The sequence below is a fragment of the Bradyrhizobium sp. 44 genome (genome assembly GCF_023073095.1).
In the GTDB taxonomy this organism is placed as follows: domain Bacteria; phylum Pseudomonadota; class Alphaproteobacteria; order Rhizobiales; family Xanthobacteraceae; genus Bradyrhizobium.
Genome location: NZ_JADPIY010000016.1, coordinates 612993 through 639986 on the forward strand (window position 1 = coordinate 612993; position 26994 = coordinate 639986).

Genomic DNA, 26994 nt, shown 5'->3' on the forward strand with positions numbered 1-26994 from the left:
CCCGCGTCAACCCCACCGATGGGCTCCGATTCTCCGGCGTTGCCGCAAGGTACGCCGAGGGCGGCGCTCATCCATAGCTATTTGCGGCAGGGCCGCGGAAGGAGTTGGCACATGGCCACGGTGCAACAAGGCATTCGCGAAGCCCTCACATTCGACGACGTGTTGCTGAAGCCGGGCCTGTCGGACGTCATGCCGGGCGAGGTCGACATCCGCTCCCGCGTCACCCGCGCCATTCCGCTCAACATTCCGATCATGGCTTCCGCCATGGACACGGTCACCGAAGCCCGCATGGCGATCGCCATGGCGCAGGCCGGCGGCATCGGCGTCATCCACCGCAATTTCGATCCCGAAGGGCAGGCCGCCCAGGTTCGGCAGGTCAAGCGCTACGAGTCGGGCATGGTGGTGAACCCGCTCACCATCAGCCCCGACGCCACGCTGGACGACGCGCTCAAGCTGATGAGCGATCACGGCATCTCCGGCATTCCCGTCGTCACCGGTGCGGGCAAGTCCACGCCGGGCAAGCTGGTCGGCATCCTCACCAACCGCGACGTCCGCTTCGCCACCGACCGCCAGCAAAAAATCTCCGAACTGATGACGCATGAAGGTCTCGTCACGGTTCGCGAGAATGTCAGCCAGGACGAGGCGCGGCGGATGCTGCACCAGCACCGCATCGAGAAGCTGCTCGTGGTCGACGAGCAATATCGCTGCGTCGGCCTGGTCACAGTGAAGGACATGGAGAAGGCGGTCGCCCATCCGCTGGCCTGCAAGGACGCGCAGGGCCGCCTCCGGGTCGCTGCCGCCACCACGGTCGGTGACAGCGGCTTCGAGCGCACCGAGCGGCTGATCGACGCCGGCGTCGATCTCGTCGTGGTCGACACCGCGCACGGCCATTCCCGTCACGTGCTCCATGCGGTCAACCGCATCAAGCGTCTCTCCAACTCGGTGCAGGTCGTTGCCGGCAACGTCGCGACCTCAGAGGGTGCGCAGGCGCTGATCGATGCAGGCGCGGACTGCATCAAGGTCGGTATCGGCCCGGGCTCGATCTGCACCACGCGGATCGTCGCCGGCGTCGGCGTTCCCCAGCTCACCGCGATCATGGATGCGGTCGAGGCGGCGAAGAAGTCCGACATCCCCGTCATCGCCGACGGCGGTATCAAGTTCTCCGGTGACCTCGCCAAAGCGCTCGCTGCCGGTGCCGACATCGCGATGGTCGGCTCGCTGCTCGCCGGCACCGACGAGACGCCCGGCGAAGTGTTCTTGTGGCAGGGCCGCTCCTACAAGGCCTATCGCGGCATGGGTTCGGTGGGCGCGATGGCGCGCGGCTCGGCTGACCGCTACTTCCAGCAGGACATCAAGGACACGCTCAAGCTCGTGCCCGAAGGCATCGAGGGCCAGGTGCCTTACAAGGGTCCGGTCGGCAACGTCATGCACCAGCTCGCCGGCGGCCTGCGCGCCGCGATGGGATATGTTGGTGCAAAGGACATGAAGGACCTGCACGACAAGGCCCAGTTCGTCCGCATCACCGGCGCGGGCCTGCGCGAAAGCCACGTCCACGACGTCACCATCACGCGCGAAGCCCCGAACTATCCGGGCGGGGGCTAGTCTCCGGCTGCGCGTTGGAATTCGCGCGCTTGCCCAAATGACGGTGTCATGCCCCGCGAAGGCGGGGCATCCAGTACGTCGCGGCCTTTCGGCTCAATCATAACCGTCTCGGAGTACTGGATCGTCCGCCTTCGCGGACGATGACGGCGAGTGTGTCGCGTGCGCGTGCCAAAAGCTCGTCATTGCGAGGAGCCCGCGACGAAATTGCGAAGCAATTTTGCGCTGGTGCGACGAAGCAATCCAGCCCTTTTGTGTTGACGAGACTGGATTGCTTCGCTTCGCTCGCAATGACAGAAAATTGGAGGAAGCCATCATGTCCCAAGGCAAACGCATCGTTCTCGCCGCGCGTCCCGTCGGCGAGCCAAAGCCGTCCGATTTCCGCATCGAGGAATTCGCGGTTCCTGCGCCTGCCGCAGGCGAAGTCCTGCTGCGCACGATCTGGCTCTCGCTCGATCCCTACATGCGCGGGCGCATGAGCGACGGTCCGTCCTACGCGACGCCGGTGCCCGTCGGTGGTGTGATGGAAGCCGGTACGGTCTGTGAGGTCGCAGCCTCCAACAATCCGAACTTCGCCAAGGGCGACATCGTGCTCTCGCGCGCGGGCTGGCAGACGCACGCGATCTCCGACGGCAAGGGGCTGAACAAGATCGACCCGAAGCTCGCGCCGATCTCGACGGCCGTCGGCGTGCTCGGCATGCCCGGCATGACGGCCTATACGGGCCTGCTCGATATCGGCAAGCCGCAAGCAGGCGAGACCGTCGTCGTCGCCGGTGCCTCCGGTGCGGTCGGTTCGGCCGTGGGACAGATCGCGAAGATCAAGGGCGCACGCGCGGTTGGAATCGCCGGCGGCAAGGACAAATGCGATTACGTCGTGAAGGAGCTCGGCTTCGATGCCTGCATCGATCACCGCGATCCCGATCTGGCTGCGAAGCTGAAGGACGCCTGCCCGAAGGGCATCGACGTCTATTTCGAGAATGTCGGCGGCGCCGTGTTCGAGGCGGTGTTCCCGCTGCTCAATGCGTTTGCGCGCGTACCCGTCTGCGGCCTCATCGCCCATTACAACGACACTGAAGCGAAGCCGCCGAAATGGGCCGCCAGCATGATGCGCGCGACCCTGACCAAGCGGCTGACCTTCCGCGGCTTCATCGTCTCCGACTTCGCCTCCCGCCATGGCGACTTCCTGCGCGACATGTCGGGCTGGGTCCGCGAGGGTAAGGTCAAGTACAAGGAGTTCGTCACCGAGCGCCTGGAGAGCGCGCCCGAAGCCTTCATGGGGCTTCTCAAGGGGGCCAATTTCGGCAAGCAGCTGGTGCGGGTCGGGCCCGACAAAGCTTGACCGACCGCTCTCGGCCCCTTCGGGGGCCGGGTATGGTTAACAAAGAGTGACCAATCGGCCACACCGGCCCGTAAAAGCCGCAGGTGTGACCGTCGGTTCATTGACGAGCAGGCGAAGGCATTGAATCATTGCGCATATTTCAGGTGCGATGATGTTAGAGCTTGTTGTTTTCTGCGTAATCCTTGTGGCCGCCGGTTATTGGGCGACGATGTTTGTCATGGGACGTCGCGACGACGTCATCCATGGCAAGTTCGTTCACACCGAGGACGCCGGCGCGTTGGCGCAATCCGCGATACCCACGCCTATGCCGCCGTTCCCCAAGCGTCCGGTCCAAGCCACGCGGCCTGCCAATGCTGCGCCTGCCAACACCGGGGCTAAGCCAGTGAACAGCGACGCGCTGCAGTCCTTGCTTGCCGCGATCCAGCAGGATCTCAAAAGCGTCGCTTGAGCAGCGACGGGCAGCGCTAATCCTCGCCGCCCATCTTGGCCCGATCGAACAAGGTTAAAGCACGCGATAGCGGATCATGTAGGCGGCCTGCGGCGCGACCGGGCTCGCCAGTGGCGAGGCGATGCGGTCGGCGAGGTGCCAAGGGCCGAACTGAGGGCCGAATTGGGCGCCCGACTGCTCGGAGCGATGCGGCTCGGCCGGCAGGCGGAGGCGGAATTCGAAGGTGCCCTTGCCGGGCAGGTTCACGACCAGCACGTGGTCCGCGGTGCGGTGGTTGAGCGCCACCGCGCCACGCAGGACGGAGCGGCCATCACCGAGCTCCCGCACGCCCTCGACCAGTGCCAGCGTCTGGTTACGGTCGGTATGCAGCTCGATCTGGGTGTCGGACACCGCCGCCAAGGTCTCCCTGGGCATGCGGATCTCGAACTCGACCGCGGGTTTTGACGGATTGAGGCCGAGATAGGCCAGCGCGGCATGGCGCATGTCGTAGGCGGCAAAGGCGAACAGAGCGAGGGCGGCGAGCGCAGCGAGGCCGTGCCTGAGGACATCGCGCCAGGTCCGATAGCTCATTCGGAAGTAGACCGTCATCGCCAGCGCCACCGCAAGCGCCGTCGCGATGCCTGCCAGCGCCGACATCAGGATGCCGAACTGGCCATCGGCGGACTCGGTCAAAGCGCCGGTCAGGCTGCCGATCTGGCTGAAGAGGGTGTTCATGGCGGTCTCTCGCCTTGCGCGCCCCAAGGGGCGAAATCGCTTTAACTGTCGACAGTTGGTCGCCTCATCGGGAACGCCGGTTCAACTCGTTGATTGTCAGGACCAGCGGTGACCGCTAATGGACGCTAGCTGTGGCTTCCGCCGGATGGGACAACCCCGGGAATTCCGATGTCCGTTCAAATGGTTTTGCTGCCGGTCTTCGTGCAGGTCGGTCTCACCTTCGCGCTCCTGATCGCCATGGCGATGGGACGCCGGCGCGCGCTCGTCTCCGGCGAGACCAAGAGTCGTGACATTGCGCTGGGCGAGCCCAACTGGCCGAAGGGGGCCACACAATTCGCCAATTGCTACCGCAACCAGTTCGAACTGCCGGTGCTGTTCTATGTCCTGATCGCGCTGGCGCTCCCGTTGCGCCATGCCGATCTCTTCATCGTGCTGATGTCCTGGGTGTTCGTGGTGACGCGCTTCGTCCATGCCGGAATCTTCGTCTCCTCCAACGATCTCGGCCGCCGCTCCACGATCTGGCTCGCCGGCGTGCTCGTGCTGCTCGCGATGTGGATCTACTTCGCACTGAAGATGCTCTTGTTGATCTGACGGTTAGCCGTCGGATTTGATCTGAAAGATTCAAATGACTCCCGCTGCCCGGCTGTCCGCAGCCATCGAACTGATCGACACCATCGAGAAAGACCGCGTGCCCGCGGCCAAGGCGCTGAAGGAGTGGGGCACCGCGCACCGCTTCGCCGGCTCCGGCGACCGCGCCGCCATAGCCGGCCTCGTCTGGGACGTGCTGCGCCGCTATGCCTCGAGCGCCTACCTGATGGATTCGGATACCGCGCGGTCGCGGCTGATCGGCATGCTTCGCCTCGAGCGCAACATGGATACGGCCACCATGGCCGCGCTGTTCGACGGCAGCCGCTTTGCCCCCGCGCCGTTGACCGAGGCCGAGCAGGCCGCGCTCGCCTCGCGGTCCCTTGAAGGTGCCCCGGCCGCGATCGCCGGCGACTATCCGGAATGGCTGGATCCGTATTTGGCAAAAGCGTTCGGCGACGAGCGCGTCGCGGAGGCGGCCGCGATGGCGAGCCGGGCGCCGCTCGACCTGCGCGTCAACACGCTAAAATCCAATCGCGACAAGGCGCTGGGGGCGCTTGCTCATCTTCATGCGAAACCGACGCAGTGGTCCGCAACCGGCCTGCGCATCGAGCTTTCGGCCGATGCGCGCAACCCCGGCATCCAGGCCGAAGAGGATTTCATCAAGGGCGCCATTGAAGTGCAGGATGAGGGGTCGCAGCTTGCGGCTGCCTTGACCGCGGCAAAACCCGGCGAGCAGGTGATCGATCTCTGTGCGGGGGCCGGCGGCAAGACGCTGGCGCTCGCCGCGATGATGCAGGGCAAGGGCCGGCTCATCGCGACCGACAGCGACAAGCGGCAGCTTGCGCCTATCCACGAACGCCTGTCGCGCGCCGGCGTCCACAATGCCGATGTGCGCACTCCCAAGGGCGAGGCCGATCCGCTGGCCGAGATCAGCGCCACCGCCGACCTCGTCGTGATCGACGCGCCCTGCACCGGAACCGGAACCTGGCGCCGCAACCCCGATGCCAAATGGCGCATGCGCCCGGGAGCGCTGGAGATTCGCCTGCGGGACCAGACCGAGGTGCTCGAGCGCGCGGTGCCGCTGCTCAAGGCCGGTGGCCGCATCGCCTACATCACCTGCTCGGTGCTTTCCGAGGAGAACGGCGAGCAGGTGAGGGCGTTCACCGCCCGCCATCCCGAGTTCGCGGTGGTGCCGCCCGAGCAGACCGCGAGCGTGCTCTGGGACAAGGCGGAGGAGTTTGCGCAAGCCGCGCTGCAATCGCCGGAAGGCTGGCTGATGACGCCGCGGCGCACGGGCACGGACGGGTTCTTCGTCTCGGTGCTGAAGAAGGCATAACTCACCCCCGTCACCGCCGGTGCGGCGGGCCCCAAAACAAAAACCCCGCGAACCGGAACCCGGTCGCGGGGTTTTCTAGCTCTACGTTCTGCCGGTACGTCCGTGGTCAGAACGGTGCGCTGGCGTTAGCCGACGCGGAGATTGTCAGCCGAGGACTTGCCGCTGCGACGATCGGCGACGATGTCGAACGAGACCTTCTGACCTTCGTTGAGGGTCGAGAGGCCAGCGCGCTCGACGGCGCTGATGTGCACGAACACGTCCTTGTCGCCGTCATCCGGCTGAATGAAACCAAAACCCTTTTGATTGTTGAACCACTTCACGGTGCCCATAGCCATGGGAATTTCCTTTGCTTAAGAAGTTAACACGCGGACCGGTACGCACTATTGCGCCCATAATCCTGATCAGTCGATGTTGGAGAAATCATCTGAAGCGTGCGCGCCCGTCAGCAACGAAGCGAAGCGGCCCAGTCGTTCGGCCAAGTATCGATGATCACAATATAGCGAGATTTTGGGGCCACTTCAAGGCACCACCCGCCGCTCGGGATGTCCCCGAATTTTGCTATTTTGCGGTGCAAATTAACCCTCCCGGGGCGCTCAATCGACGATAAACAGCGTCGCCCCCGTCGCGGTCGAGGACCGGTGCGCTGCGTCGCCGAAATCCGAGACCTGGTAGCTCATCCCCGCCGTGAGCTTGAACTTGCGCCCGTCGCGCAGCTCGCTGTCGAGCTCGCCCTGCAGCACGTAGAGCACGTGGCCGCGGTCGCACCAATGATCGGCGAGATAGCCCGGCGTATATTCGACCATCCGCACCCGGAGATCGCCGATGTTGAGCGTGCGCCACTGCGCCTGCCCGGTCTCGCCGGGATGGATGGTCGGCTCGACCTTGCTCCAGTCGGTGACGGTGAAGGGGGAGGTGGGGAGCTTCATCTGGAATCCTGTGTCAGAGCCGGCGCCGGTGTTGTTAGCGTATGTGCTCGCCACAGTCTCCGTCATTGCGAGGAGCCCTTGCGACGAAGCAATCCAGACTATCTCCGCGGACAGATTCTGGATTGCTTCGCTACGCTCGCAATGACGGGGGACAGGCTAGTGCACCGGATGATTCGCTGATCCCTGCACGATCTTTCCGGCCGCATTCACCCGCAGATATTCGCAGATCCGCTTGCCGCGCTCGTTCTCGTAGAACACCACGACACTGTCCGGGCTGACGAACAATTCGATCAGCGAGAAATGCAGGTTCGGCAACAGCGCGAGCGCCTTGCCCCAATAGGCGCGCAACGCATCCTTGCCGCGCACGGTCCCGCTTTCATCGAACCCCATCGCTGGGATGCGGTCCGACGTCATCACGACGTCCTCGTCATAGAGCGTGAGCACGCGTTCGAGGTCGCGCGCGTTCCAGGCCTCGACCCAGGTGCGGCCGAGTGCGGCGAGATTCGACGGCTGATGATGGTGTGGCATGACGTTCTCCCTGTTCGGCCCTTGGTGAATGATGGGCCATATTAGGTCAATAATACTTACCTATATTGATTTGTCCATGCCCAAAGAAGAATGTGGGCCGGCGGCGCGCGCGGTTGCGGGAAAAGTCCCCGTCGCGTATTTGCTTGCCATGACAGCAGCACAGACCGACCGCTCCGCGTCGACGCCCTCCGTGGCCTCGGCGCATGACAAGATTCTCATCGTCGACTTCGGCAGCCAGGTGACGCAGCTCATTGCGCGTCGCGTGCGCGAGGACGGCGTCTATTGCGAGATCGTCCCATTCAACAAGGCCGAACAAGCCTTCAACGAGATGAAGCCGAAGGCGGTGATTCTCTCCGGCGGGCCTGAGTCGGTGCATGAAGCGGGCTCGCCCCGCGCGCCGCAAGCGATCTTCGATTCCGGCGTGCCGGTGATGGGCATCTGCTACGGCCAGATGGCCATGGCGGAGCAGCTCGGCGGCACCGTCGAGGGCGGCCATCACCGCGAATTCGGCCGCGCCGATGTCGAGGTGAAGGCGCCGAGCAAGCTGTTCGAGGACGTCTGGTCGCCAGGCGGCAAGAACCAGGTCTGGATGAGCCATGGCGACCGCATTACAAAAATGCCGCCGGGCTTCTCGGTGGCCGGCACGTCGCCGAACGCGCCGTTCGCGATCATCCAGGACGAGACGCGCAAATATTACGGCCTGATGTTCCACCCCGAAGTGGTGCACACGCCCGACGGCGCCAAACTGATCCGCAACTTCGTTCGCAAGATCGCAGGCCTGTCCGGCGACTGGACCATGCGCGCCTTCCGCGAGGAGGAGATCGCCAAAATTCGCGCCCAGGTCGGCAAGGGCAGGGTGCTCTGCGGCCTCTCCGGCGGAGTCGATTCCGCGGTCGCAGCCGTGCTGATCCACGAAGCGATCGGCGAGCAGCTCACCTGCGTGTTCGTCGATCATGGCATGCTGCGCCTCGACGAGGCCAAGACCGTGGTCGATCTGTTCCGCCACCACTACAACATCCCCCTGGTGCACGTCGACGCGTCGAAGCAATTCCTCGGCGAGCTCGAAGGCGTCACCGATCCCGAGACCAAGCGCAAGACCATCGGCCGCCTCTTCATCGAGGTGTTCGAGGCCGAGGCCAAGAAGATCGGCGGCGCCGACTTCCTGGCGCAGGGCACGCTCTACCCTGACGTGATCGAGAGCGTCTCCTTCACCGGCGGACCTTCAGTCACCATCAAGTCGCACCACAATGTCGGTGGTCTGCCCGAGCGCATGAACATGAAGCTCGTCGAGCCGCTGCGCGAGCTGTTCAAGGACGAGGTGCGCAAGCTCGGCCGCGAACTCGGCCTGCCCGAAATCTTCGTCGGCCGCCATCCGTTCCCGGGCCCCGGCCTCGCCATCCGCTGCCCCGGCGACATCACCCGCGACAAGCTCGACATCCTGCGCAAGGCCGACGCCGTCTACATCGACCAGATCCGCAAGCACGGCCTCTACGACGACATCTGGCAGGCTTTTGCGGTGCTGCTTCCTGTGAAGACCGTCGGCGTCATGGGCGACGGCCGCACCTATGACTTCGTCGTGGGCTTGCGCGCCGTGACCTCCACCGACGGCATGACCGCGGACTTCTATCAGTTCGACATGAAGTTCCTCGGCGAGACCGCCACGCGTATCATCAACGAGGTGAAGGGCGTGAATAGGGTGGTGTACGACGTGACGAGCAAGCCGCCTGGGACGATTGAGTGGGAATAGTTTTTAGAGACTGAGTGTCGAAGGCGCGCTTTTTGGGGCTCCGTTTCGGTCGGTTCTGTACCATCATGCTCCATGATGGTATCTGGCGGCAAACCGAACGGAGAATGCCTTGTTGACCGATACGGGACTTCAGGAGCTCAAATCTGGCGAGACGCTTTACAAGCGCGACGGCATGTGCGTTGCCGTCCTGCCCATCAAGAGGCGCAAGCAGATCTGGGAAAGTGGCGACCGCACCATCAAGGTGGTGCAGTGATGCGCGCCGCGTTGAAAGTGGTGATGGCCGCGATATTTGTGATGCCGGCTGCGGTGGCTCTGGCGAAGTCTCCGGACTGCGCGAGTTGGCCCACCAACATGGCCCTCGTGCACCTCAAGAACGCCGGCCTGATTGATATCCCATCAGTGATCGGGGCGCAGACCAAGGCGGTTCGTCTCGCATCCGAAAAGATCGGCAAAGACCTCCACCAGCAGGTCTACGACATCACGTTTCGCACCAGGGATGGCAAGACGATCGAGGTCATCACGAAAAACCAGGCATCAAGCGAGGAATGCTCGATGAGCGGCGTCGACGTCTACGTGGTCTCGACGAAAATCGGCGGGTCGGCACAGCTGCCGTCTGAGGGCACGACTAAAAAGTGATCCGGAGTGACGGTGACGGCGCACCAAACCAGTCTCAAGTTTAGTGCACCGTCACGGTCACACCGTCCGCTCCCTGACGCTTGAGCCCTCGACCACTCTTAATTCCGGCTCCTCGGCGCAAATCGCGGCGAGGAAATCGATGAAATGCCGCACCCGGGACGGCATGCGCCGGCCGGCAGCGGTCACTGCGTTGATCGGGAAGGGCGGCGGCGCATGCTGGTCCAGAATGCGTACGACCTCGCCCGACGCCAGCACATCCGTGAACAACCAACTCGCGTGATGGGCAATGCCGAGGCCCGCGAGAACCGCGCCGCGGACATGCTCGGCGTCATTCGTGCGGAATGCTCCCCCACCATCGACCGTGACCTGCCCGCCGTCTACGTGGAAACCCCACCCGATGATGTCGCCCTGGTAGACATAGCTGATGCGCTGGTGGTTGCGCAGTTCGCCTAGCGTTTGCGGCGCGCCGTGTTGGGCAAGATAGCTGGCGGAGGCCACGGTTATCATCCGCATGTCGCCGATGCGCCGGGCGACGAGTGCTGAATCCGAAAGCCGACCGATACGGATCGCGACGTCTATCCCCTCCTCGATGAGGTCAACGTGCCGGCCGGAGACTTCCATCTCAATCGCGACGTCGGGGAAACGGTTCCTGAAATCCGATAGCCGGGGAATAACGAACATCCTCCCGAAGGCTGGCGAGAGGGTCACGCGGACCAGCCCTGAAGGGGCGGACTGCCCCTCAAGGACTCTCTCTTCGAGCGAGTCGATATCCTGAAGGATACGGACGGTGGCCTCGTAATAGTCCTGTCCTGCCGGCGTCACGGCAAGGGCACGGGAATTTCTCGCGAGGAGTTGCGTCCCGAGCCGCGCTTCGAGCGCAGCGAGCTGTTTGCTGACCGTCGGCTGGCTGACGTTGAGGTCACGCGCCGCCTGCGAAAAGCTTCCGCTTTCGACGACGCGCACGAACATCCGCATCGCGTCCAGCTTATCCGTCACTTGTTTTCCGGACACGCCGGGCCACGCATGCAATCCTCAATCCATTCCTCTCAAGAATAGATACCATTCTATAGGCGTCAATTTCATTTGCAAAACGAATATGCGACTCGGCAGTCGGCCGCCCGCTGGGCCGTGCTGAAAGGAAGAGTGATGGCAATCAAGATCTATGGTGATGCGGGCTCGGGCAGCTTGCGTCGCGTGACCACGGCTGCGAAGATCATGGGCATTGAACTCGATCGCGTGAGCGTCGACCTTTTCAAAGGCGAGAGCCAAACCGACGCGTTCAAATCACGTCTCAATCCCAACGGTCTCACGCCGGTTCTGGAGGATGGGGACACCATTGTCTGGGAAGCGTCAGCGATCAATCTGTATCTCGCCAGCAAGGTGAACTCGCTGCTGGTCGGAACCACGCCGGAGGAGCAATTCCAGGTGCTTCAGTGGATGTTCTGGTCCGGCGAACAGTGGCGCACCTTCACGACCACTCTCTTCGACGAGCGCGTCGCCAAGACGATCATGGGCTTGCCGAAGGACGAGTCCCTCATCGCGTTCGCGGAGCGTAAGATCCGCGCCGCAGCGAAGGTCCTCGACCAGCATCTTGAAGGCCGCAAGTTCATGGTTGGCGATGCGTTGACCTTTGCTGATATCGATATTGCGGCGCCTTTCTCCCAGGTCGATCGTGCAAAGTTTCCGTTCAAGGACTATCCGAACTTGATCGCCTGGCACGACAATCTTCTTCGGTCGTTCCCGGCGTGGGCGGAGACGAAGGCCGAGGTTGACAACCGTATGGGAAGCTTTCTGACGAGCGTCGGTGTTAAGCTATAAAAATCCAGGCTTGCCCATACGCGAAATTGAATTCGCGATGCCAAGGCCAGGTTCTCCGCGGTTGTCGACGCGGCGGTAGAGGGCACGCCTGCGGTCGTCACGGCCAGTGCGCAGGGCGGATTAGCCGCAAGGCGTAATCCGCCCGCTTCGCCGGGCGTCGCTCCGCTCTTGGAACGGCGCCGATACGCCGATTACTGCTCCTTCCTGAACAAATCCTGGAAGATGAGCGGGCCCCAAACCCGGCCGCGTGCGTGCACCAGCGCGCCACCCTCGTTGAGCTTTCCCAGCTTGACGGGTGCGAACCCGAGTTGTTTGGCCAGCGCCGCCACGGGAGCAATCGCGTCGTCGTCGTCGCTCGAGAGAAAGACGACGCGGTGGCCGCCCTCGACGACCGGATCGGTGGCCAGAGTGGCCGCACCCAGGTGATTGAAACCTTTCACGAGCTTGGCGCCGGTGAACGCCTTCGCGACGACAGCGGAGGACAGAAGACCATCCAGCTCTTCTCCAAACCCGTTCGTCGCGTCGATGATCGTCTTGCCTTTCCAGCTCGGCAGGGCCTTCGCAACCTCGCGATGCTCCCCGAACGGGACCGCCAGGATGATCGTGTCGGCCTCCAGTGCTTCCCGCAGCGACTTGGCGACGACCGTGGGTCCAATCGCCCGGGCCTGCGGCGCCAACGCCTCGGGCGGCCGGCGGCTCGCGACCGTTACGGCGATGCTTTTACGGGCGAAGGCATGGGCGAGGGCCTGGCCGATCTTGCCGAATCCTATGATTGCGTAGCTCATAATATTTCTCCAATCCGTGTTGATATTGATTTCCGGGCCGTTCAGATGGCCGAGAAGCCGCCGTCGACCGACAACTCCACCCCATTCACGAAGCTCGAATCGTCTGAAGCAAGAAACAGCGCGACCGCCGCGATTTCCTCAGGACGACCCATCGTTCCCCTGGGGATCAGGGATTCGAACATCCGCTTCGCTTCCTCGGTGAGAACCTGATCCTGCATCGGTGTGGCGATCGGCCCCGGGCTCAGCACGTTCACCCGGATATTCCTGCCCTTCAGTTCGTTGAGCCACGTGCGTGCAAATGAGCGCAGCGCCGCCTTGCTCGCCGCATACACGCCGTAACCAGGAAAACCTTTCACCGACGCAACGGACCCCGTCATGAAGATCGATCCGCCATCGCGAAACAGCGGCAACGCCTTCTGCACAGTAAACAGCGTGCCGCGCGTATTCAGGCCGAAGGTTGCATCGAAATGCTGCTCGGTGATCTCGCCCAGTGGGACGGCTTCGCCCATGCCGGCGCTCGCGTACAGGACGTCGATCCTGCCCTTGTCCCGCTTGACCGTTTCGAACAGGCGGTCGAGGTCGTCGAGATTGGCCGCGTCGCCGCGCACGCCCGTCACGTTCCGGCCAATCAACTTGACGGCGTCGTCGAGCGCCTCCTGCCTCCGGCCCGTGACGAAAACATAAGCGCCTTCTTCAACGAACCGCCTGGCGCTCGCCAGCGCCATGCCGCTCGATCCGCCCGTGATGACCGCAACCTTGCCGTCAAGCTTTCCCATGATTTCTCCTGTCGTGGTGTCGGGACAGCGTCTGCCCCGAGACCCGCGAGATAGGTCCGGCGGCGGCAGGCGTTCAGTGCGGAAACGCGCACATCGGTGGTGCGAAATCGATCCGGCCGGACGACTGACGCCAGCGGCGACGATCGACGTCGGGCCGTTGGGAAGGGGCTGCGCCTGCCGGAACGGGGCTATGATGACCGCCCATACTGCGGTACGAGGCGTTCGATTGGACTTGGAAGGCGCACCGCGCGGTGCGGGATTGCACCATGATCGACTGGGACGATGTTCGCTATTTTCTAGCCGTGGCGCGGGGAGGCTCGGTGCGGGCGGCCGCCGAGCACATCGGTGTGAACCACGCGACCGTGCTGCGACGCATCGCCCAGCTCGAGGAACGCCTCGGGGTCCAGATGTTCGAAAAGCTGCCTTCGGGCTACCGCCTGACGGCTGCGGGCGAGGAGGTCCTCGAATTCGCGGACCAAATGGAAGCGTCGTCGCACCAGCTGGAGACGCGCGTGTTCGGGCGCGATCAGAGCGTGCGCGGGCGTCTGCGGGTGACGCTGGCGCCGCCGATGGCGACACATTTGCTCATGCCTGATTTCGCCGATTTCGCGCGTCTGCATCCCGATATCGAGATGGATATCCTGTCGTTCGGCGAGCTGGCAAATCTGACCAACCGGGAGGCCGACGTCGCGATCCGCGTCGTCTACGATCGCAAAACGCTGCCGCAAAATCTTCACGGCATGAAGGGACCGGAGCTGTTCGGCGGCGTCTACATGTCCAGGGATCGACTGGCCGCGTGGCGTGCCGGCGCGCCTGATCCCGTCCGCTGGATCGTCATCAGCATGCACGGCATCCCGGACTGGGCCAGCGCCGGTGAGGTTCGCACCACGGGCGTTCCATTCAGGGTCACGGACGCCGGGGCGCAGATCGTTGCTGTCCAGCAAGGGCTCGGCATCACGACACTGCCGTGCTTCGTCGGCGATGTCGATCCATTACTGGTGAGGGTGCCGGGCACCGATCTGCACATGTACGGAACGGTCTGGCTCCTCACGCAAGGCGAGACACGCAAGACCAAGCGCGTGCGGCTCTTCACCGAGCTCGTATCCCGCCGGCTCGCCGCGTATGCGCCGCTGCTGGCGGGGTTGGTGGTATCGCGCGACTGACGCGCGGTGGGTCGCTGTCGGAAAGGTTGGCCTCGACAGATCGTTGCGTTATCGTGCTTGAGAACAATCGAGTGGGAGTAGGGTGGTGACTGCTATTGGTCCAGCATCGCTGAGTGTTGTTTCCTGGAGAGGCAGCGCCGCTTAGGTCATGGGATTTGGGGTATTCATCCATCGATTGGACTCGATCTACGATGACAGCCCCGCTGAGCAGTACCAATTTCCCAGTCAATATCTTCATCGCGTTGAAGCCTGCATCGGCGATTGGATAGTATATTACGAACCGAGCAAGGTCGTAGAAACGCGCGGTTACTTTGCAATTGCTCGGGTTCGGCAGGTTATCCCGATCCCGGTACTTCCGGGATGTATCTCGCTTTGATTGAACCCGGAAGCTATCTCGATTTTGCCAATCCAGTCCCATTCAACGGACCGACAGGTCCAGTAGAGCGCGGCGTCCTTAACGAGCAGGGACGGATTTCAGGACGCGCTCAGTCCGCAGTCCGCCCAATCTCCGTCGACGATTTCAATAGGATATGCGAGATTGGTTTCGCAGAGAACGCGCCTCTGCTGCCGCGGCGCGACGGCGACCTCCCATTGCTCGATCTTAACGACCAGCCGCAGGTGCCGTTCACGGTTGAGCAGCAGCGCGACCGTGTGAGCGTGACGGTATCGAGAATTCTGCGCGACCGAGTGTTTCGCCGTATCGTCCTCCGCGCCTACGATGAGCGTTGCGCCGTCACCGGCCTCAAGCTCATCAATGGGATGGGGCGCGCGGAGGTCGCGGCGGCTCACATACGACCCGTCGAGGCAAACGGGCCGGACATCATCAGCAATGGGATTGCTCTTTCCGGCACCGCACATTGGATGTTTGATCGTGGTCTCATCGGCTTCGCGGATGATTTGGAGATATTGATCTCGCGCCAGACAAATGATCTGGATGGAGTGCGATCGATCATCAACAGGACAGGGCACGCTCTTGCGCCGCGCCGGGCATCGGACCGTCCACATCCGCACTTCCTGAAGTGGCACCGCGAGCATTGTTTCAAACAATAAGCAAAAGCCGTGCGGCTCATACGACCGAACCCGCCCCTCGCTGAGCCGCGATCAGCATCTCCACAAACGCGGTGACCTTGGGCGGGCGGAAGCGAGCCGCAGGGTAGACCGTGTGGATGCCGCCGGATGGCAGTTGCCATTGCGGCAGGATGTGGATGAGGCGCCCCGCCGCGAGATCGTCCGCCACCAGGAAATCCGGCAGCACCGACAGACCGCCGCCGGCGAGCACGGCCGCGAGCACGCCCGGTGTCGTGTCGATGGCGATGCTCGCCTGCAGGCGCACGGCGCGTCGATCGAGATCGCCGCGCGAGAACTGCCACAGCAGCGGCTCGCGCAGCGCCATGTTGGCGACGAACGGGAGCGTCACGAGGTCGTCGGGATCGCGCGCGGCGGCGATCCGATCCGTGAATGCGGGAGCGCCGACCAGACATTGCCGGAACGATCCGATCTTGCGCGCTTGCAGGCTGGAATCGACCAGCCAGCCGACCCGGATCGCCATGTCGATCTGGCCTGAGGCGAGGTCGACCGTCTGATCTTCGAGCGTCAACTCCACCCGGCAGTTGGGATAGCGTGCCGCGTAGGCGGTGACGACGGCGACGACGACGGCGGTGCCGTAGTCGTTCGGCGCCGTGATCCGCAATGTGCCGGTCGGCGCAGCGGCTGCCTGGGCGAGTTCGTCGAAGGCATCCTCGGCTTCGCGCAGGATCATGACGCAGCGCGCATGAAACATGCGGCCTGCGTCGGTCGGATGGACCCGGCGCGTCGTGCGCACGAGCAGGCTGGTGCCGAGATCGCGCTCCAGCTGCGCCACCTGCTGGCTGACCACGGCCTTGGTGATGCCGAGCCGCTCGGCGGCCCGCGTGAAGGATCCGGTGTCCACGACGGCTGCGAAATAGGCGAGGCGGTTCAGGTTCATAGGCTCGTCCGGTCAGATTTATTGTCAGCCAATACCAAACATTCTGTCTATTTTGTTGATATTTATCTACCAATTCGCACGTGCCACATTGCGATTCAAGGAGATCGCCATGTCCGCGCCCATTCAAATCACCTACCTGTTCGACCCGCTCTGCGGCTGGTGCTACGGCGCCTCCACGCTGATCGAGCAACTCGTCGCCCGACCGGATTTTGCGGTCGAACTTGCGCCGACAGGCCTGTTCGCCGGCGAGGGCGCGCGTCCGATGGACGACGGCTTTGCCGCCTATGCCTGGACCAACGACCAGCGGATTTCGCGCTTGAGCGGTCAGCCCTTCAGCGAAGCCTATCGCCGCGATGTGCTGGGCGACCGCACGCGCCTGTTCGACTCCGGCCCGGCCACATTGGCGCTCACGGCTGTCGCGCTCACGACGCCTGATCGGGAGTTCGCGGCGCTGAAGGCCTTCCAGCTCGTCCGCTATGTCGAGGGCCGCGACAGCACGGACATGTCCGTTCTGTCGGATGTGCTCTGCGCGATGAATTTGCCGGAGGTTGCCGCCCGACTGGCGAGCCCCGACACCGTATTGATCGCCGCGTATCGCGCGCGTCTCGAGGCTGGGCGTGCCGAGATGCGCCGGTTCGGCGCCAACGGCGTCCCGGCCCTGATCGTAGGCACCGGCAATGATCGCCGCCTTGTGCAGGCAAGCGCGCTGTTCGGCAGCCTGGACGTCCTGATCGATGGACTGAAGGCGGCGTGAGCGCAGCGATCAACACAGTCGAGACCATCCCATTTGAATTTCGAAATCGCAGACCAGCACCAGGAGACCAACATGCTGACAAGGAGAACCATCATGAAAACCACTCTCACCGCGGGCGCCGCAGCAGTCTTCGCACCCGCAGGCTTCGGCCATGCCGCGGGCGGACTCACCTGGAAGCATTTTCCAGCCGGACAGAACGGCTTCTTCCGGGCTCCCGTTCTGGTGTCCGGGCCGAGCGAAGCCGTGCTGATCGATGGCGGCTTCACGTTGTCCGATGGCAAGGCTGTCGCTGACGCCATCAAGGCCACCGGCAAGAAGCTCACCACCATCTATATCAGCCAGTCGGACCCGGATTATTATTTCAGCCTCGGCGCCATCAAGGCGGCGTTCCCGGAGGCCCGCGTGCTCGCGACGCCCGCAACATTGGCGGCCATTAACGCCAGCGTCGAAAAGAAGCTTGCCGTCTGGGGGCCGCAGCTCAAGGCGAACGGCCCGCAGGTGCTCGCCGATGTGGTCATCCCCGAAGCGTTCGACGGCAAGACGCTCAGCGTGGACGGCGAGACCATCGAGATCGTCAGCGCGGATGGCCTGGCCAACCGGCGCTACCTGTTCGTGCCCTCGCTCAACGCGGTGTTCGGCGGCGTGCTGATCTTCTCCGGCGTCCATGTCTGGACCGCCGACACGCCGACCCGAGAGCAGCGCGCCGCCTGGATCGCCAATCTCGAAAAGATCGCGGCGCGCAAGCCGGCGGTCGTCGTCCCCGGCCATCTGTCGGTGGATGGGAAGACCGACCTATCCGGTGTCGAGCACACCATCGCCTACCTCAAGGCGTTCGACGAAGAGCTGGCCAAGGTCAAGGAGTCCGCGGCGCTCAAGGCGGCGATGGAAGCGCACTTCCCCGGCCTCGGCATGGGCGTTGCACTCGACATCGGCGCCAAGGTCGCCACCGGCGAGATGAAATGGGGTTGAGATGGGGGCGAACCTCGACCTGATCCGCGCCACCTACGAGGGATCGTCGTCGGAAGAGAACGGCCGCAATCTCTTGGCCGCTCTCGCTCCCGATGCCGCATGGACCGAGGCGGAAGGATTTCCGTACGCGGGCACCTATGTCGGACCCGACGCGATCATCTCAGGTGTGTTCCGGCGTCTCACCACTGAATGGACCGGCTACCGCGCCGATGTTCACACCTATCTCGAAGACGGCGACCGCGTCGCCGCCTTCGGCGTCTACTCAGGCACCTACAAGGCGACGGGCACATCCATGCGCGCGACGTTCGCGCATCTCTATCTGCTGAAGGACGGCAAGATCGCCAGCATGACGCAATATGTCGACACCGCGATGGTGCAGAAGGCGTTGGAGCCTGCTGACCGCTAGCAGCGGTATGATGTCGGAACATACGAGAGGGGAGCCCGCGACATGCGGGCTCCCTTTTTCCGTTTTGACGGCCGCCAGATCTGATGAAGTTCGCCACGTCCGTTGCCGCCGTCTTGATCCTTGCGCAGGCACCCATCACGCTCAAAATAGGATCGACGGGATGCCTGCCAAACCGCAAGATCGGTCGAGCGTGTCATGGCCGTCAGCGACTAGATGGAGCCGCCACGGAGGAGGGACGATGAAGGCGGCGCTGCAAAACTATCAGGACCGGATGCGACGGGTGCTTGATCATATCGACCGGCATCTCGACGATGATCTGGATCTGGACACGGTGAGTGCTGTTGCGGCTTTCTCAAAATTTCATTTCCACCGGCAGTTCTCGGCAACCTTCGGATTATCAGTGCATCGCTATGTCCAGCTGGCCCGCATGAAGCGAGCTTCGCATCAGCTGGCCTACATGGACGCCCTTGATGTCACGGAGATTGCGATGGATGCCGGTTACGATGCACCGGATGCCTTCGCCCGCGCCTTTCGGCAACGGTTCGGGCAATCGCCGTCGTCGTTCCGGAAGTCTCCCGACTGGGAGCCGTGGCTTGCGGCCTTCGGGCCTCTCGACAATGCGAGGAACAAGCTCATGCAGAAGACCTTTACCTTTGACGACGTGACGATCCGCGATGTGCAACCCACCAAGGTGGCGATCATGGAGCATCGCGGCGACCCGGCGACGCTTCCCGCCACGATCCAGCGCTTCATCGCGTGGCGCAAGGCGGCGAACCTGCACCCCAGGACAAGTCCGACCTTCACGGTCTGGCGCTCCGAGCGGCGTCCTGCCTCGCCGGCCGAGTACAGCACGGACCTCTGCGTCGGGACCGACCAGCCGATCGCGGCGAACGGCGAAGAGATCAAGACCGGCGAGATCCCCGGCGGACGTTGCGCGGTGCTGCGCGTCGTCGGCTACACCGACAATCTCGAGCCGGCCGCGCTCTTCCTTTATCGCGACTGGCTTCCCGCCAGCGGCGAAGAAGCGCGCGACTTCCCGATCTATTGCCAGCGGCTGAGCCTGTTCCCGGAGGTGCCGGAGCACGAGACGGTCGCGGACGTTTTCTTGCCGCTGAAGTAGCGTCTGCTGACGGCGGCCTGTCACTCCGATCACGGAAACCGGCAGGCCGCCATTCGCGGATCAATACCGCCACGATGTGATCCCGCGTTCAACTCGGGAAACGGGTGGCAGCTCGCTGGTGCCTGATGTCTTGTTCGGCTCCTCTTTGACATCAGGAGAGTCTCGCGGTGGAACTGGCAAACAAAACGATCATCATAACAGGCGCCAGCAGCGGCATCGGTGCTGCCGCAGCATCATTGTTCGCGTCCGAAGGCGCCGATGTGGTGCTCGGGGCGCGTCGCGGCCCCGAGCTGCAGGCCGTTGCTGCAAGCATCAAGAGCGCCGGAGGGCGCGCGACGTTTCTCGCCGGCGATGTTCGGGACACCGGCTATGCAGCCCGCCTTGTCGAGCACGCCGTCAAGACTTTCGGAAAGCTCGACGGCGCCTTCAACAATGCCGGCATTGTCGGCGACATGACGCCAGTCCCCGAGATGAGCGTCGACAACTGGACCGATGTGCTTGCGGTGAATCTCACCTCGGCGTTCCTCAGCGCAAAGGCGCAGATCCCGGAGCTGCGCAAGCAGGGCGGCGGTTCGATCGTTTTTACCTCGTCCTTCGTTGGCTTCAGCAACGGAGGCCTGCCGGGAATGGCGGCGTACGCAGCCTCAAAGGCAGGACTGATCGGCCTGGCTCAATCACTGGGCGCCGAGCATGCGGCCGAAGGCATTCGGGTCAACGCGCTCCTGCCTGGAGGGACCATTACCCCGGCGGCAGGCGAGGGAAATCCCGACGCCTTGAATTTCATCGCCGGGCTTCACCCGATGAAGCGGATGGCCAGTTCCAAGGAGATCGCGCAAGCGGCGGTTTTTCTCCTGAGCGACCGGGCATCGTTCATGACCGGCAGTCCCATGACGGTGGATGGCGGCATGTCGGTGCGCCTGACCTGACGACGAACCCGCCAAGCGCGCGGCGACGGTCACCTCGGCGCAAACATTGGATGTTCGCCACGTATCTCCATGATACGAGACCCCGTCGTTCGCTTCCGGAGCCCAATGCCCATGTCCGCCGCCACCGCCGCGAGTCAGCCGTCCGCAACCGCCGCCGAAACCGATTCCGAGACACTCGGCTGGATGAAGGGCTTCCCGCCACCGGAAAACCGCACCATCTCCTTCCAGAACGGCTCGTTCCGCAGCTTCCCCGAGCTGCGCTGGGCATGGAGCAACATTCGCCAGCTGGTGCCGACCGTGAACGTCTGGCGCGGGGCGGAGCCTGCATCGGTGCTGCCGCGCCAAGACCATGACATCGGCGCCTCCGCGTCGACCACGATGGACGGCCGGCCCATGACGTTCGCGAGGATGCTCGAGGAGACCTACACCGACGGCATCGCCGTGCTGCATCGGGGCAGGCTGATCTATGAGCGCTATTTCGGCGCGTTGAAGCCGCACAAGCCGCATATCGCGATGTCGGTGACGAAATCGTTCACCGGCGTGCTCGCCGGCATTCTGGTCGCCGAGGGCAAGATCGATCCGCAGGCGCCTGTCACGGAGTATGTGCCGGAGCTGAAGGCCAGCGCCTTCGGCGATGCGCGCGTACACGAGGTCATGGATATGACCACCGGGCTCGAATACACGGAGGTCTATACCGACAAGAACTCTCACGTCTGGGGCCTCCGGCGGGCGAACGGCATGGCACCGATTCCGCCGGATTACGACGGCCCGACCACCATCTTCGAATTTCTGATGGCGCAGAAGAAGCAGGGCGAGCACGGCAAGGCCTTCGCCTACAAGACCGTCAACACCGACGTGCTCGCCTGGATCATCCGGCGCGTCAGCGGCATGAACTTGTCCGATCTGCTCTCCGAGCGCATCTGGCAGCCGATCGGCGCCGAGGAGGACGCGCATTACCACGTCGATCGCATCGGCACCGAAAGCGGCGGTGGGGGTCTCTCCACCACCTTGCGCGATCTCGCCCGCTTCGGCGAGACCATGCGCAATCACGGCCGCTTCAACGGCCGGCAGATCGTGCCTTCATCTGTTGTCGAAGACATCGCGCGCGGCGGCGATCCCGAGAAATTCAAGCCCGCCGGTTACACCACGCTACCCGGTGCCTCCTATCGCAATCAATGGTGGGTCACGCACAATGCCCACGGCGCCTATATGGCGCGCGGCGTTCACGGGCAGGGCATCTATATCGATCGCAAGGCCGAGATGGTGATCGCGCGCTACGCCTCGCACCCCGCAGCGGGCAACGCCGCCAACGATCCCGTGACGCTGCCGGCCTACATGGCGCTGGCGAAGGAGCTCATGGCGGGCGGGTGAGGTACGCCTACGGCAGCTCCCGCCAGCGCATCGGCAAAATGCCGTCCTGCCTGAAACTGGCGAGGAAGCGGAAGCGGGCGGCTTGCGGATTGGGACGGGCTTCGATCGTTGTGCCCAGGATCTGCACGACGTCCGTCTCGTCATAGGCCGGCCAGGGTGGCAGGCCCGATCCGTTGGGATTGCCATGCGCCGCGAAATTCACCCAATAGGCCATCATGGTCCGCGCCAGGGCGCGGTCCTCTTCGGCCGCCGGTGCCGAGCTGCCGATCACCTGTTGCGGTGTGAGTGTGCCGAACACGAACGGAATTTCGGTGACGTGCGAGGCGATCGGCGTGTAGCGCGAGGTATAGCTGAAGTGATAGTCGTAGACCGGCGCGCGTCCCCCGCGCCAATGCAATCGCAGCCACTGCCAGCATTGCTCGCCAACTACATAGTCGCCGTTAAGCGCCGCCGCGGAAGTCCCGGCCTCCGCGTCGGTCGCCGCGGGGTAGACCTTCAGGAAATCGGCCAAGCGCTCCTTGCCGAACATCGCCTCGGCCGCGGAGACAAAGGCTTGCGCTGATTGATCGGGCAGTGACTGCGAACGGAAAGGAAATTCCTCGGCCGCATTCCAGCCCGCCAGTAGCGGGATGTGCATCTGTTCTCCGCGCAGGAAGCGCCGCGCGGGCACATCAGGCACAACATGACCATCGATGCTCGGCGAGAAGGCCGTCACGACCGGGCTGGTCCTGAAACTCCACGGCGCGGATGCATTCAACCGATCGGCCGGCATGCTGCGCAAAGCTGCGATCGACGCGTTGTGCTGTTGCCGGGCATAAGCCAGACCACGCGCGCGGGCTTCTTCAAAGCCCTGGAGTGGGCCGTGCTTGCCGTCCCAGAACGCACCGCTCTGCCCAATGGCCTTGTGAAACAGTCCATGTGCAAGCGGCGAGGCCATCAGGATGCCGACGGCCATGGCGCCGGCGGATTCGCCGAACAGGGTGACGTTGTCGGGGTCGCCGCCAAAGCCGGCAATGTTGGCCTTGACCCAGCGCAGCGCCGCCAGTTGATCCTGCAGGCCGTAATTGCCCGAGGGCGCCTCCGTATCGAGATCGGGATGGGCGAGGAAGCCGAGGATGCCGAGGCGGTAGTTGAAGCTGACGACGACGACACCCTTCGCTGCTAGCCGGCCGCCATCGGTTGCCGGATTCGCCGAGGAGCCGAACTGAAAGCCGCCGCCGTGAATCCACACCATCACGGGCCGCTTCTCATCCGCGTGCTTCGCCGCGGTCCAGACGTTGAGATAGAGGCAATCCTCGTCACGCGGTCCCGGCCGCTGGTCGTTTTCGAGCGCCGATAGACACCCCGCGCCGAACACAAGCGCATCGCGCACGCCATCCCAGGGCGCAGGCGGCTGCGGTGCGCACCAACGCAGAGGCCCGACCGGCGGTGCTGCGTAGGGAATGCCTTTGAACGCGATCACGCCGCTTGCGTCGCGCGGGCCGCCACGCACGGCCCCCGCTTGCGTGCGGACCACGCGTTCCAGCCCGGCTGCTGTCGTACTTGTGAAACCATGCATGGCCGTTTCTTTCGATCACGTGGGCGGCGCCCGGACGCCCCGGGCAGGTTCAGGCGGCACCCTATCGACATTCCTCTCCGCTCGATTTAGATGTTCCGCCAATCAATTGCTAAAAACCGGCAAGCATGCGGCAGCCGCTCCGTTTTCCATGGCCTGATCTCAATGTGGATGATGTCTCCGCACCTGTCATCGCGGTGCGCGTCGACGTGATCGGGACCAAGGATGAGGTGCCCGATCACAGGCACCGCAAGGGGCAACTTGTCTTTGCGCTGGGCGGCGCTGTCACCTGTCGCGTTCCCACCGGCCTGTGGATGGTCCCGCCGCATTGCGCGGTGTGGATTCCCGGGGGCCTGCAGCACAGTAACCTCGCGACAGAAAATGCCCGGCTGTTCTTCGTCTATATCGAGCCTGATCTCGTGGACCTGCCGGATCGCTGCTGCACGCTTTCGATCTCCCCGCTCCTGCGTGAAGTGATCGTCGAATTGTCCGATCAGATCGCGGATGACGAGGCGAGGGGGGACCTTCTGGCGAGCGTCCTTCTGCGCGAGCTTCCCCGCATGCCGGTTCAGCAGCTTCATCTGCCGCTCTCTCCCGAGCCGCGCTTGAAGAAGATTGCCGCAGCGCTGGCGAAAAACCCTTCCGACCGCAGAACGCTGGCCGAATGGGCCGATCGCGTCGCGCTGAGCGAGAGCAGCCTCGCGCGTCTCGTCGTCAGGGAGACGGGCTTGAGCTTCGGGCGCTGGCGCCAGCAATTGCACCTGATCGTCGCCTTGAGGGAGCTTACGTCCGGCGCCAGCGTCCAGCAGGTATCCGCCGATCTCGGCTACGACTCCGTCGCGGCCTTCATCACCATGTTCAAGAAGGCGCTCGGGAAACCGCCGGGCAAATATCTGAGCGGCATCTCCTCAGAATATAAGAATTGACTTATATTAGCTTCGACCGATATTCATCATGGCACGCAACGACAAGGAGGAGCGCCATGGAGATCGACGTCGTCAGGGTATTGGGGCTGGTTACGCGCTCGGTGAGGAATTTCGAGAGGGACGGGAAAGCGGCCAGTGCGGTGACGCTGACGCGGCTATACGAGACCAGCGTCGATGATCTCTGGGACGCAGTGACCAGCCCACAACGCATTCCGCGCTGGTTCTTGCCGGTCGATGGAGATCTCCGGCTCGGTGGAAAGTACCAGCTCAAGGGAAATGCCGGCGGCACCATCACGGCGTGTACGCCGCCGACCCATTTCGCGGCGACGTGGGAATTCGGCGGCGCGATGAGCTGGATCGATGTCAAGCTGACGGCAGAACGAAGCCAGGCGCGGCTGACGCTTGAGCACACCGCGATCATCGAGGATCATTGGAATCAGTTCGGTCCAGGGGCAGTCGGCATCGGCTGGGATCTCGCCATTGCGGGGCTGGAGCGATATGTTGCGACCGGGGCATCGGTCGACCATGAGACGGCCGAGGCATGGATGGGCTCTCCCGCGGGCAAGGAATTCATGACGAGCAGCGGCGAGTATTGGCGCGCGGCGCACGTCGCAAGCGGCGTGGATCCTGCCTCCGCCAAGCAGCGGTCGGACCGCACCATCGCTTTCTATCGCGGCGAGACGCCGCCCGACGTTGCGCATCCGGGCACAGGAAGCTGATGCAAATCTTCGATGTCCTTGCCGATCCCGTCCGCCGTCGCATCCTCGAGCTGCTTGCGCCCGGCGAGATGGCGTCCGGTGAGGTCGTCGAGGCGATCGGAGCGGAGTTCGGGATCACGCAGGCCGCCGTGTCGCAGCACCTCAAGGTGCTGCGCGAGAGCGGCTTCGCGACCGTTCGGGCGGAGGCGCAACGACGGCTCTATTCGGTCGATGCTGCGGGGCTTCGCGCGGTCGACGCATGGGTCGGCCAGTTCAGGAATTTCTGGGAGCCGAAGCTGGACGCCCTGGCGACGGAGATCGCGCGCGGCAAACGCGAGCGTCGCAATGCTCCAATGAACAAGCGGAGCGGGAAGCGGGCGTGAAGGCATCGCGGCAAAGGCAAAGTCGCCAAGGCGTCGCTTCAGTGAGGCACGAAAGGCGCTGCCAAGACTGCAAGCATGCCAAAGCTGGCGATATTCCAGAACAGTGAGCGGACGAGCGGTACGCCGGATAGGTAAAGCGCGGTGTAGGCGATGCGTCCGCCAAGATAGGCGATCGATCCCCAATAGGTCAGCTCGTTGTGAGCGCCTGCGGCGTGAGAGATGAGGATCGCGGCGGCAAAGAACGGAAACGTCTCCATGTAGTTGCGGAAATTTCGGTTGAGCCGGCCGGCGATGGGCTTGAGCGGCGGCATCTCGGTGTCGCGCGGGCTCGCAGCCCATCTGAGGCCGTATTGCAGGTTCGCGGCTTGCGCGGCGGCGACAAGCTGTACGAAGCCCCAGACGATTGCGGCGGCCAGCATCGATAGCTCGAAGCTCATCGCCATTGGCTGTCTCCCAATCTGCAAAAAATCAGCGCGATCCCGGGTGCCATTCCGGGAGTTTGGGAATCTCGGGATCGAGGTGATCCCAGGCATATCCGCGCGAGCAGAACAGCACGACGGACGGTTTGAACGTGCTGGCATCGTCAAGCGTGCCGACATAGATGCCGATAAACTCCGGCTTCTCGTCCGGCTTGTTATAGATCGGCGAGCCGCAGTTCGGACAAAACCCCTTGCGCTTGACTGCGCCGCTGTCGGCAGTGCGCTCGATTTCGCGCACCTCGCCTGTCACCGAGACTGCGCTGCGCGCGAACACGAAGATGGAGCTGTGGCCGCTGCCGGTGTCGCGCTGACAGTCGCTGCACTGGCATTGGAAGCCGCGGATCGGCGCGGACGCGATGGTGTAACAAACCGCGCCGCAGGCGCAACGACCTGAATGAGTCATTCGTGTCCCTCCCGACGGGGCCGACCGGTCTGATCATATCAGGCTGGTTTGACTTCTCCATATCGAACAGGCGGCGCGACTTCACACAAGTCCGATCTTTGCCGGCCCGCTCACCCGCGCGACATCTTCTCGAACTTCTTCACCAGCCGCTCCCGCTTCAGCCGCGACAGCCGCTGGATCCAGAACATCCCGTCGAGCTGGTCGATCTCGTGCTGGTGGCAGACGGCGCGCAAGGAGTCCGACTCCTCGCTGTGCATGTTGCCGTCGAGATCCTGATAGCTGATCCGCAGGCGGGCGTGGCGCTGCACCTCGTCGTTGACACCGGGCATCGAGACGCTGCCTTCGCGATGCAGGATCATCTCGGGTGAGGCCCACTCGATCTCCGGATTGACATAGGTCTGCGCACCCTCCCTGGCGTCGAGCTCGAGCACGACGACGCGCAAGGGCACGCCGATATGCGGCGCCGTGATGCCGATGCCGGGCGCGGCGCGCATGGTCTCGTGCAGATCATTTGCAAGCTCGCGGAGCGTTGCGTCGAATGCCGTGACGGGGCGGGCCGGCAACGTGAGGCGGCGGTCGGGATAGCGGACGATCGGGCGAATGGTCATGCAGGCTCCTAGCACTCACGGATGGTT

At 63.6% G+C, this 26994-nt stretch carries 31 protein-coding genes and 1 pseudogene; 20 read left to right on the forward strand and 12 right to left on the reverse strand.

All coding sequences use genetic code 11. From position 1 onward, the window contains the following. Positions 1–111 precede the first annotated feature (111 nt). From guaB to IVB41_RS19370, 3 genes are all read left to right on the forward strand, one after another. The gene (gene guaB, locus IVB41_RS19360) at positions 112–1602 is read left to right on the forward strand and encodes an IMP dehydrogenase (protein ID WP_007609139.1); all 1491 of its coding nucleotides are present in this window, start codon (positions 112–114) and stop codon (positions 1600–1602) included. 313 nt (positions 1603–1915) lie between these two features. Beyond that, the gene (locus IVB41_RS19365) at positions 1916–2938 is read left to right on the forward strand and encodes an NADP-dependent oxidoreductase (protein ID WP_247433961.1); all 1023 of its coding nucleotides are present in this window, start codon (positions 1916–1918) and stop codon (positions 2936–2938) included. A 151-nt stretch (positions 2939–3089) separates the two neighbouring features. Beyond that, entirely contained in the window at positions 3090–3386 is a 297-nt protein-coding gene (locus tag IVB41_RS19370) for a hypothetical protein (protein WP_081747964.1), read from the forward strand. 54 nt (positions 3387–3440) lie between these two features. Here the strand turns inward: IVB41_RS19370 and IVB41_RS19375 are convergent, their stop codons facing one another. Beyond that, entirely contained in the window at positions 3441–4100 is a 660-nt protein-coding gene (locus tag IVB41_RS19375) for an acriflavin resistance protein (protein ID WP_247433963.1), read from the reverse strand. 168 nt (positions 4101–4268) lie between these two features. On the opposite strand from IVB41_RS19375, the gene IVB41_RS19380 reads away from it, so the two are divergent. Then, the gene (locus IVB41_RS19380) at positions 4269–4691 is read left to right on the forward strand and encodes an MAPEG family protein (RefSeq protein ID WP_247433966.1); all 423 of its coding nucleotides are present in this window, start codon (positions 4269–4271) and stop codon (positions 4689–4691) included. Between the two features lie 34 nt (positions 4692–4725). Continuing rightward, positions 4726–6024: an RsmB/NOP family class I SAM-dependent RNA methyltransferase gene (locus IVB41_RS19385; protein WP_247433968.1), complete on the forward strand. Its 1299-nt coding sequence runs from the start codon at positions 4726–4728 to the stop codon at positions 6022–6024. Positions 6025–6149: 125 nt separating this feature from the next. Here IVB41_RS19385 and IVB41_RS19390 read toward each other — a convergent pair whose 3' ends face one another. From IVB41_RS19390 to IVB41_RS19400, 3 genes are all read right to left on the reverse strand, one after another. Next, the gene (locus IVB41_RS19390; RefSeq protein ID WP_007592195.1) at positions 6150–6359 is read right to left on the reverse strand and encodes a cold-shock protein; all 210 of its coding nucleotides are present in this window, start codon (positions 6357–6359) and stop codon (positions 6150–6152) included. 258 nt (positions 6360–6617) lie between these two features. Next, positions 6618–6950, reverse strand: a complete 333-nt coding sequence (locus IVB41_RS19395; RefSeq protein WP_219683300.1) for a DHCW motif cupin fold protein — start codon at positions 6948–6950, stop codon at positions 6618–6620. Between the two features lie 156 nt (positions 6951–7106). Then, positions 7107–7478, reverse strand: a complete 372-nt coding sequence (locus IVB41_RS19400; RefSeq protein ID WP_027569588.1) for a nuclear transport factor 2 family protein — start codon at positions 7476–7478, stop codon at positions 7107–7109. 148 nt (positions 7479–7626) lie between these two features. On the opposite strand from IVB41_RS19400, the gene guaA reads away from it, so the two are divergent. The 3 genes from guaA (at position 7627) to IVB41_RS19415 (ending at position 9861) form a co-directional block, all read left to right on the forward strand. Then, positions 7627–9225, forward strand: a complete 1599-nt coding sequence (guaA, locus tag IVB41_RS19405) for a glutamine-hydrolyzing GMP synthase (RefSeq protein WP_027517434.1) — start codon at positions 7627–7629, stop codon at positions 9223–9225. A 109-nt stretch (positions 9226–9334) separates the two neighbouring features. Continuing rightward, on the forward strand, positions 9335–9478 hold the full coding sequence (locus IVB41_RS19410) for an integrase (RefSeq protein ID WP_247408307.1): 144 nt from the start codon (positions 9335–9337) through the stop codon (positions 9476–9478). Next, entirely contained in the window at positions 9478–9861 is a 384-nt protein-coding gene (locus tag IVB41_RS19415) for a hypothetical protein (RefSeq protein WP_247433971.1), read from the forward strand. The genes IVB41_RS19410 and IVB41_RS19415 overlap by 1 nt, the downstream gene beginning before the upstream one ends. Before the next feature lie 57 nt (positions 9862–9918). On the opposite strand, the gene IVB41_RS19420 is transcribed toward IVB41_RS19415, so the two are convergent. Then, a complete protein-coding gene (locus tag IVB41_RS19420; RefSeq protein ID WP_247433974.1) occupies positions 9919–10857 on the reverse strand; it encodes a LysR family transcriptional regulator in 939 nt (312 codons plus the stop codon). 150 nt (positions 10858–11007) lie between these two features. Here IVB41_RS19420 and IVB41_RS19425 point away from each other — a divergent pair, with 150 nt between their 5' ends. Further along, positions 11008–11679, forward strand: a complete 672-nt coding sequence (locus tag IVB41_RS19425) for a glutathione S-transferase family protein (protein WP_247433977.1) — start codon at positions 11008–11010, stop codon at positions 11677–11679. Between the two features lie 191 nt (positions 11680–11870). Here IVB41_RS19425 and IVB41_RS19430 read toward each other — a convergent pair whose 3' ends face one another. Both IVB41_RS19430 and IVB41_RS19435 read right to left on the reverse strand, forming a co-directional pair. Continuing rightward, on the reverse strand, positions 11871–12464 hold the full coding sequence (locus IVB41_RS19430; RefSeq protein WP_247286502.1) for an NADPH-dependent F420 reductase: 594 nt from the start codon (positions 12462–12464) through the stop codon (positions 11871–11873). A 41-nt stretch (positions 12465–12505) separates the two neighbouring features. Beyond that, positions 12506–13240, reverse strand: a complete 735-nt coding sequence (locus tag IVB41_RS19435) for an SDR family NAD(P)-dependent oxidoreductase (RefSeq protein ID WP_247286501.1) — start codon at positions 13238–13240, stop codon at positions 12506–12508. Positions 13241–13506: 266 nt separating this feature from the next. Here IVB41_RS19435 and IVB41_RS19440 point away from each other — a divergent pair, with 266 nt between their 5' ends. Together IVB41_RS19440 and IVB41_RS19445 are read left to right on the forward strand one after the other, a co-directional pair. Then, entirely contained in the window at positions 13507–14403 is an 897-nt protein-coding gene (locus IVB41_RS19440) for a LysR family transcriptional regulator (protein WP_247433979.1), read from the forward strand. A gap of 148 nt (positions 14404–14551) precedes the next feature. Then, positions 14552–15453 (forward strand): annotated as a pseudogene (locus IVB41_RS19445) (HNH endonuclease). 16 nt (positions 15454–15469) lie between these two features. On the opposite strand, the gene IVB41_RS19450 reads toward IVB41_RS19445, so the two are convergent. Beyond that, positions 15470–16369: a LysR family transcriptional regulator gene (locus IVB41_RS19450; protein ID WP_247433982.1), complete on the reverse strand. Its 900-nt coding sequence runs from the start codon at positions 16367–16369 to the stop codon at positions 15470–15472. A gap of 109 nt (positions 16370–16478) precedes the next feature. On the opposite strand from IVB41_RS19450, the gene IVB41_RS19455 reads away from it, so the two are divergent. The 6 genes from IVB41_RS19455 to IVB41_RS19480 all read left to right on the forward strand — a co-directional run bounded on the left by IVB41_RS19455 (position 16479) and on the right by IVB41_RS19480 (position 21915). After that, positions 16479–17123: a DsbA family protein gene (locus tag IVB41_RS19455; RefSeq protein ID WP_247433985.1), complete on the forward strand. Its 645-nt coding sequence runs from the start codon at positions 16479–16481 to the stop codon at positions 17121–17123. A gap of 72 nt (positions 17124–17195) precedes the next feature. Further along, positions 17196–18092 carry an MBL fold metallo-hydrolase gene (locus tag IVB41_RS19460; RefSeq protein ID WP_247433988.1) on the forward strand — a complete coding sequence of 299 codons (897 nt, stop codon included), beginning with the start codon at positions 17196–17198 and terminating at the stop codon, positions 18090–18092. 1 nt (position 18093) lies between these two features. After that, on the forward strand, positions 18094–18498 hold the full coding sequence (locus IVB41_RS19465) for a nuclear transport factor 2 family protein (protein WP_247433991.1): 405 nt from the start codon (positions 18094–18096) through the stop codon (positions 18496–18498). Between the two features lie 238 nt (positions 18499–18736). Then, positions 18737–19618, forward strand: coding sequence for a GyrI-like domain-containing protein (locus IVB41_RS19470; protein ID WP_247433994.1), 882 nt, complete (start codon positions 18737–18739; stop codon positions 19616–19618). Positions 19619–19785: 167 nt separating this feature from the next. Further along, entirely contained in the window at positions 19786–20544 is a 759-nt protein-coding gene (locus IVB41_RS19475; protein WP_247433997.1) for an SDR family oxidoreductase, read from the forward strand. Between the two features lie 111 nt (positions 20545–20655). Continuing rightward, positions 20656–21915 (forward strand): serine hydrolase, encoded by a 1260-nt coding sequence (locus IVB41_RS19480; protein WP_247434000.1) that lies wholly within the window; start codon positions 20656–20658, stop codon positions 21913–21915. A 7-nt stretch (positions 21916–21922) separates the two neighbouring features. On the opposite strand, the gene IVB41_RS19485 is transcribed toward IVB41_RS19480, so the two are convergent. Then, the gene (locus tag IVB41_RS19485; RefSeq protein ID WP_247434005.1) at positions 21923–23473 is read right to left on the reverse strand and encodes a carboxylesterase/lipase family protein; all 1551 of its coding nucleotides are present in this window, start codon (positions 23471–23473) and stop codon (positions 21923–21925) included. A 125-nt stretch (positions 23474–23598) separates the two neighbouring features. On the opposite strand from IVB41_RS19485, the gene IVB41_RS19490 reads away from it, so the two are divergent. The 3 genes from IVB41_RS19490 to IVB41_RS19500 are packed head-to-tail and all read left to right on the forward strand — an operon-like array spanning position 23599 to position 25477. Then, positions 23599–24396 (forward strand): helix-turn-helix domain-containing protein, encoded by a 798-nt coding sequence (locus IVB41_RS19490; RefSeq protein WP_247434010.1) that lies wholly within the window; start codon positions 23599–23601, stop codon positions 24394–24396. A gap of 56 nt (positions 24397–24452) precedes the next feature. Next, the gene (locus IVB41_RS19495) at positions 24453–25115 is read left to right on the forward strand and encodes an SRPBCC family protein (protein ID WP_247434013.1); all 663 of its coding nucleotides are present in this window, start codon (positions 24453–24455) and stop codon (positions 25113–25115) included. Continuing rightward, a complete protein-coding gene (locus IVB41_RS19500) occupies positions 25115–25477 on the forward strand; it encodes a helix-turn-helix transcriptional regulator (RefSeq protein ID WP_027569605.1) in 363 nt (120 codons plus the stop codon). Before IVB41_RS19495 ends, IVB41_RS19500 begins: the two co-directional genes overlap by 1 nt. 38 nt (positions 25478–25515) lie before the next feature. Here the strand turns inward: IVB41_RS19500 and IVB41_RS19505 are convergent, their stop codons facing one another. From IVB41_RS19505 to IVB41_RS19515, 3 genes are all read right to left on the reverse strand, one after another. Then, positions 25516–25920: an MAPEG family protein gene (locus IVB41_RS19505; protein WP_247434018.1), complete on the reverse strand. Its 405-nt coding sequence runs from the start codon at positions 25918–25920 to the stop codon at positions 25516–25518. A gap of 25 nt (positions 25921–25945) precedes the next feature. Next, the gene (locus IVB41_RS19510) at positions 25946–26359 is read right to left on the reverse strand and encodes a GFA family protein (RefSeq protein WP_247360539.1); all 414 of its coding nucleotides are present in this window, start codon (positions 26357–26359) and stop codon (positions 25946–25948) included. Positions 26360–26469: 110 nt separating this feature from the next. After that, a complete protein-coding gene (locus IVB41_RS19515; protein ID WP_247434020.1) occupies positions 26470–26967 on the reverse strand; it encodes a peptide deformylase in 498 nt (165 codons plus the stop codon). Between the last annotated feature and the right edge of the window lie 27 nt (positions 26968–26994).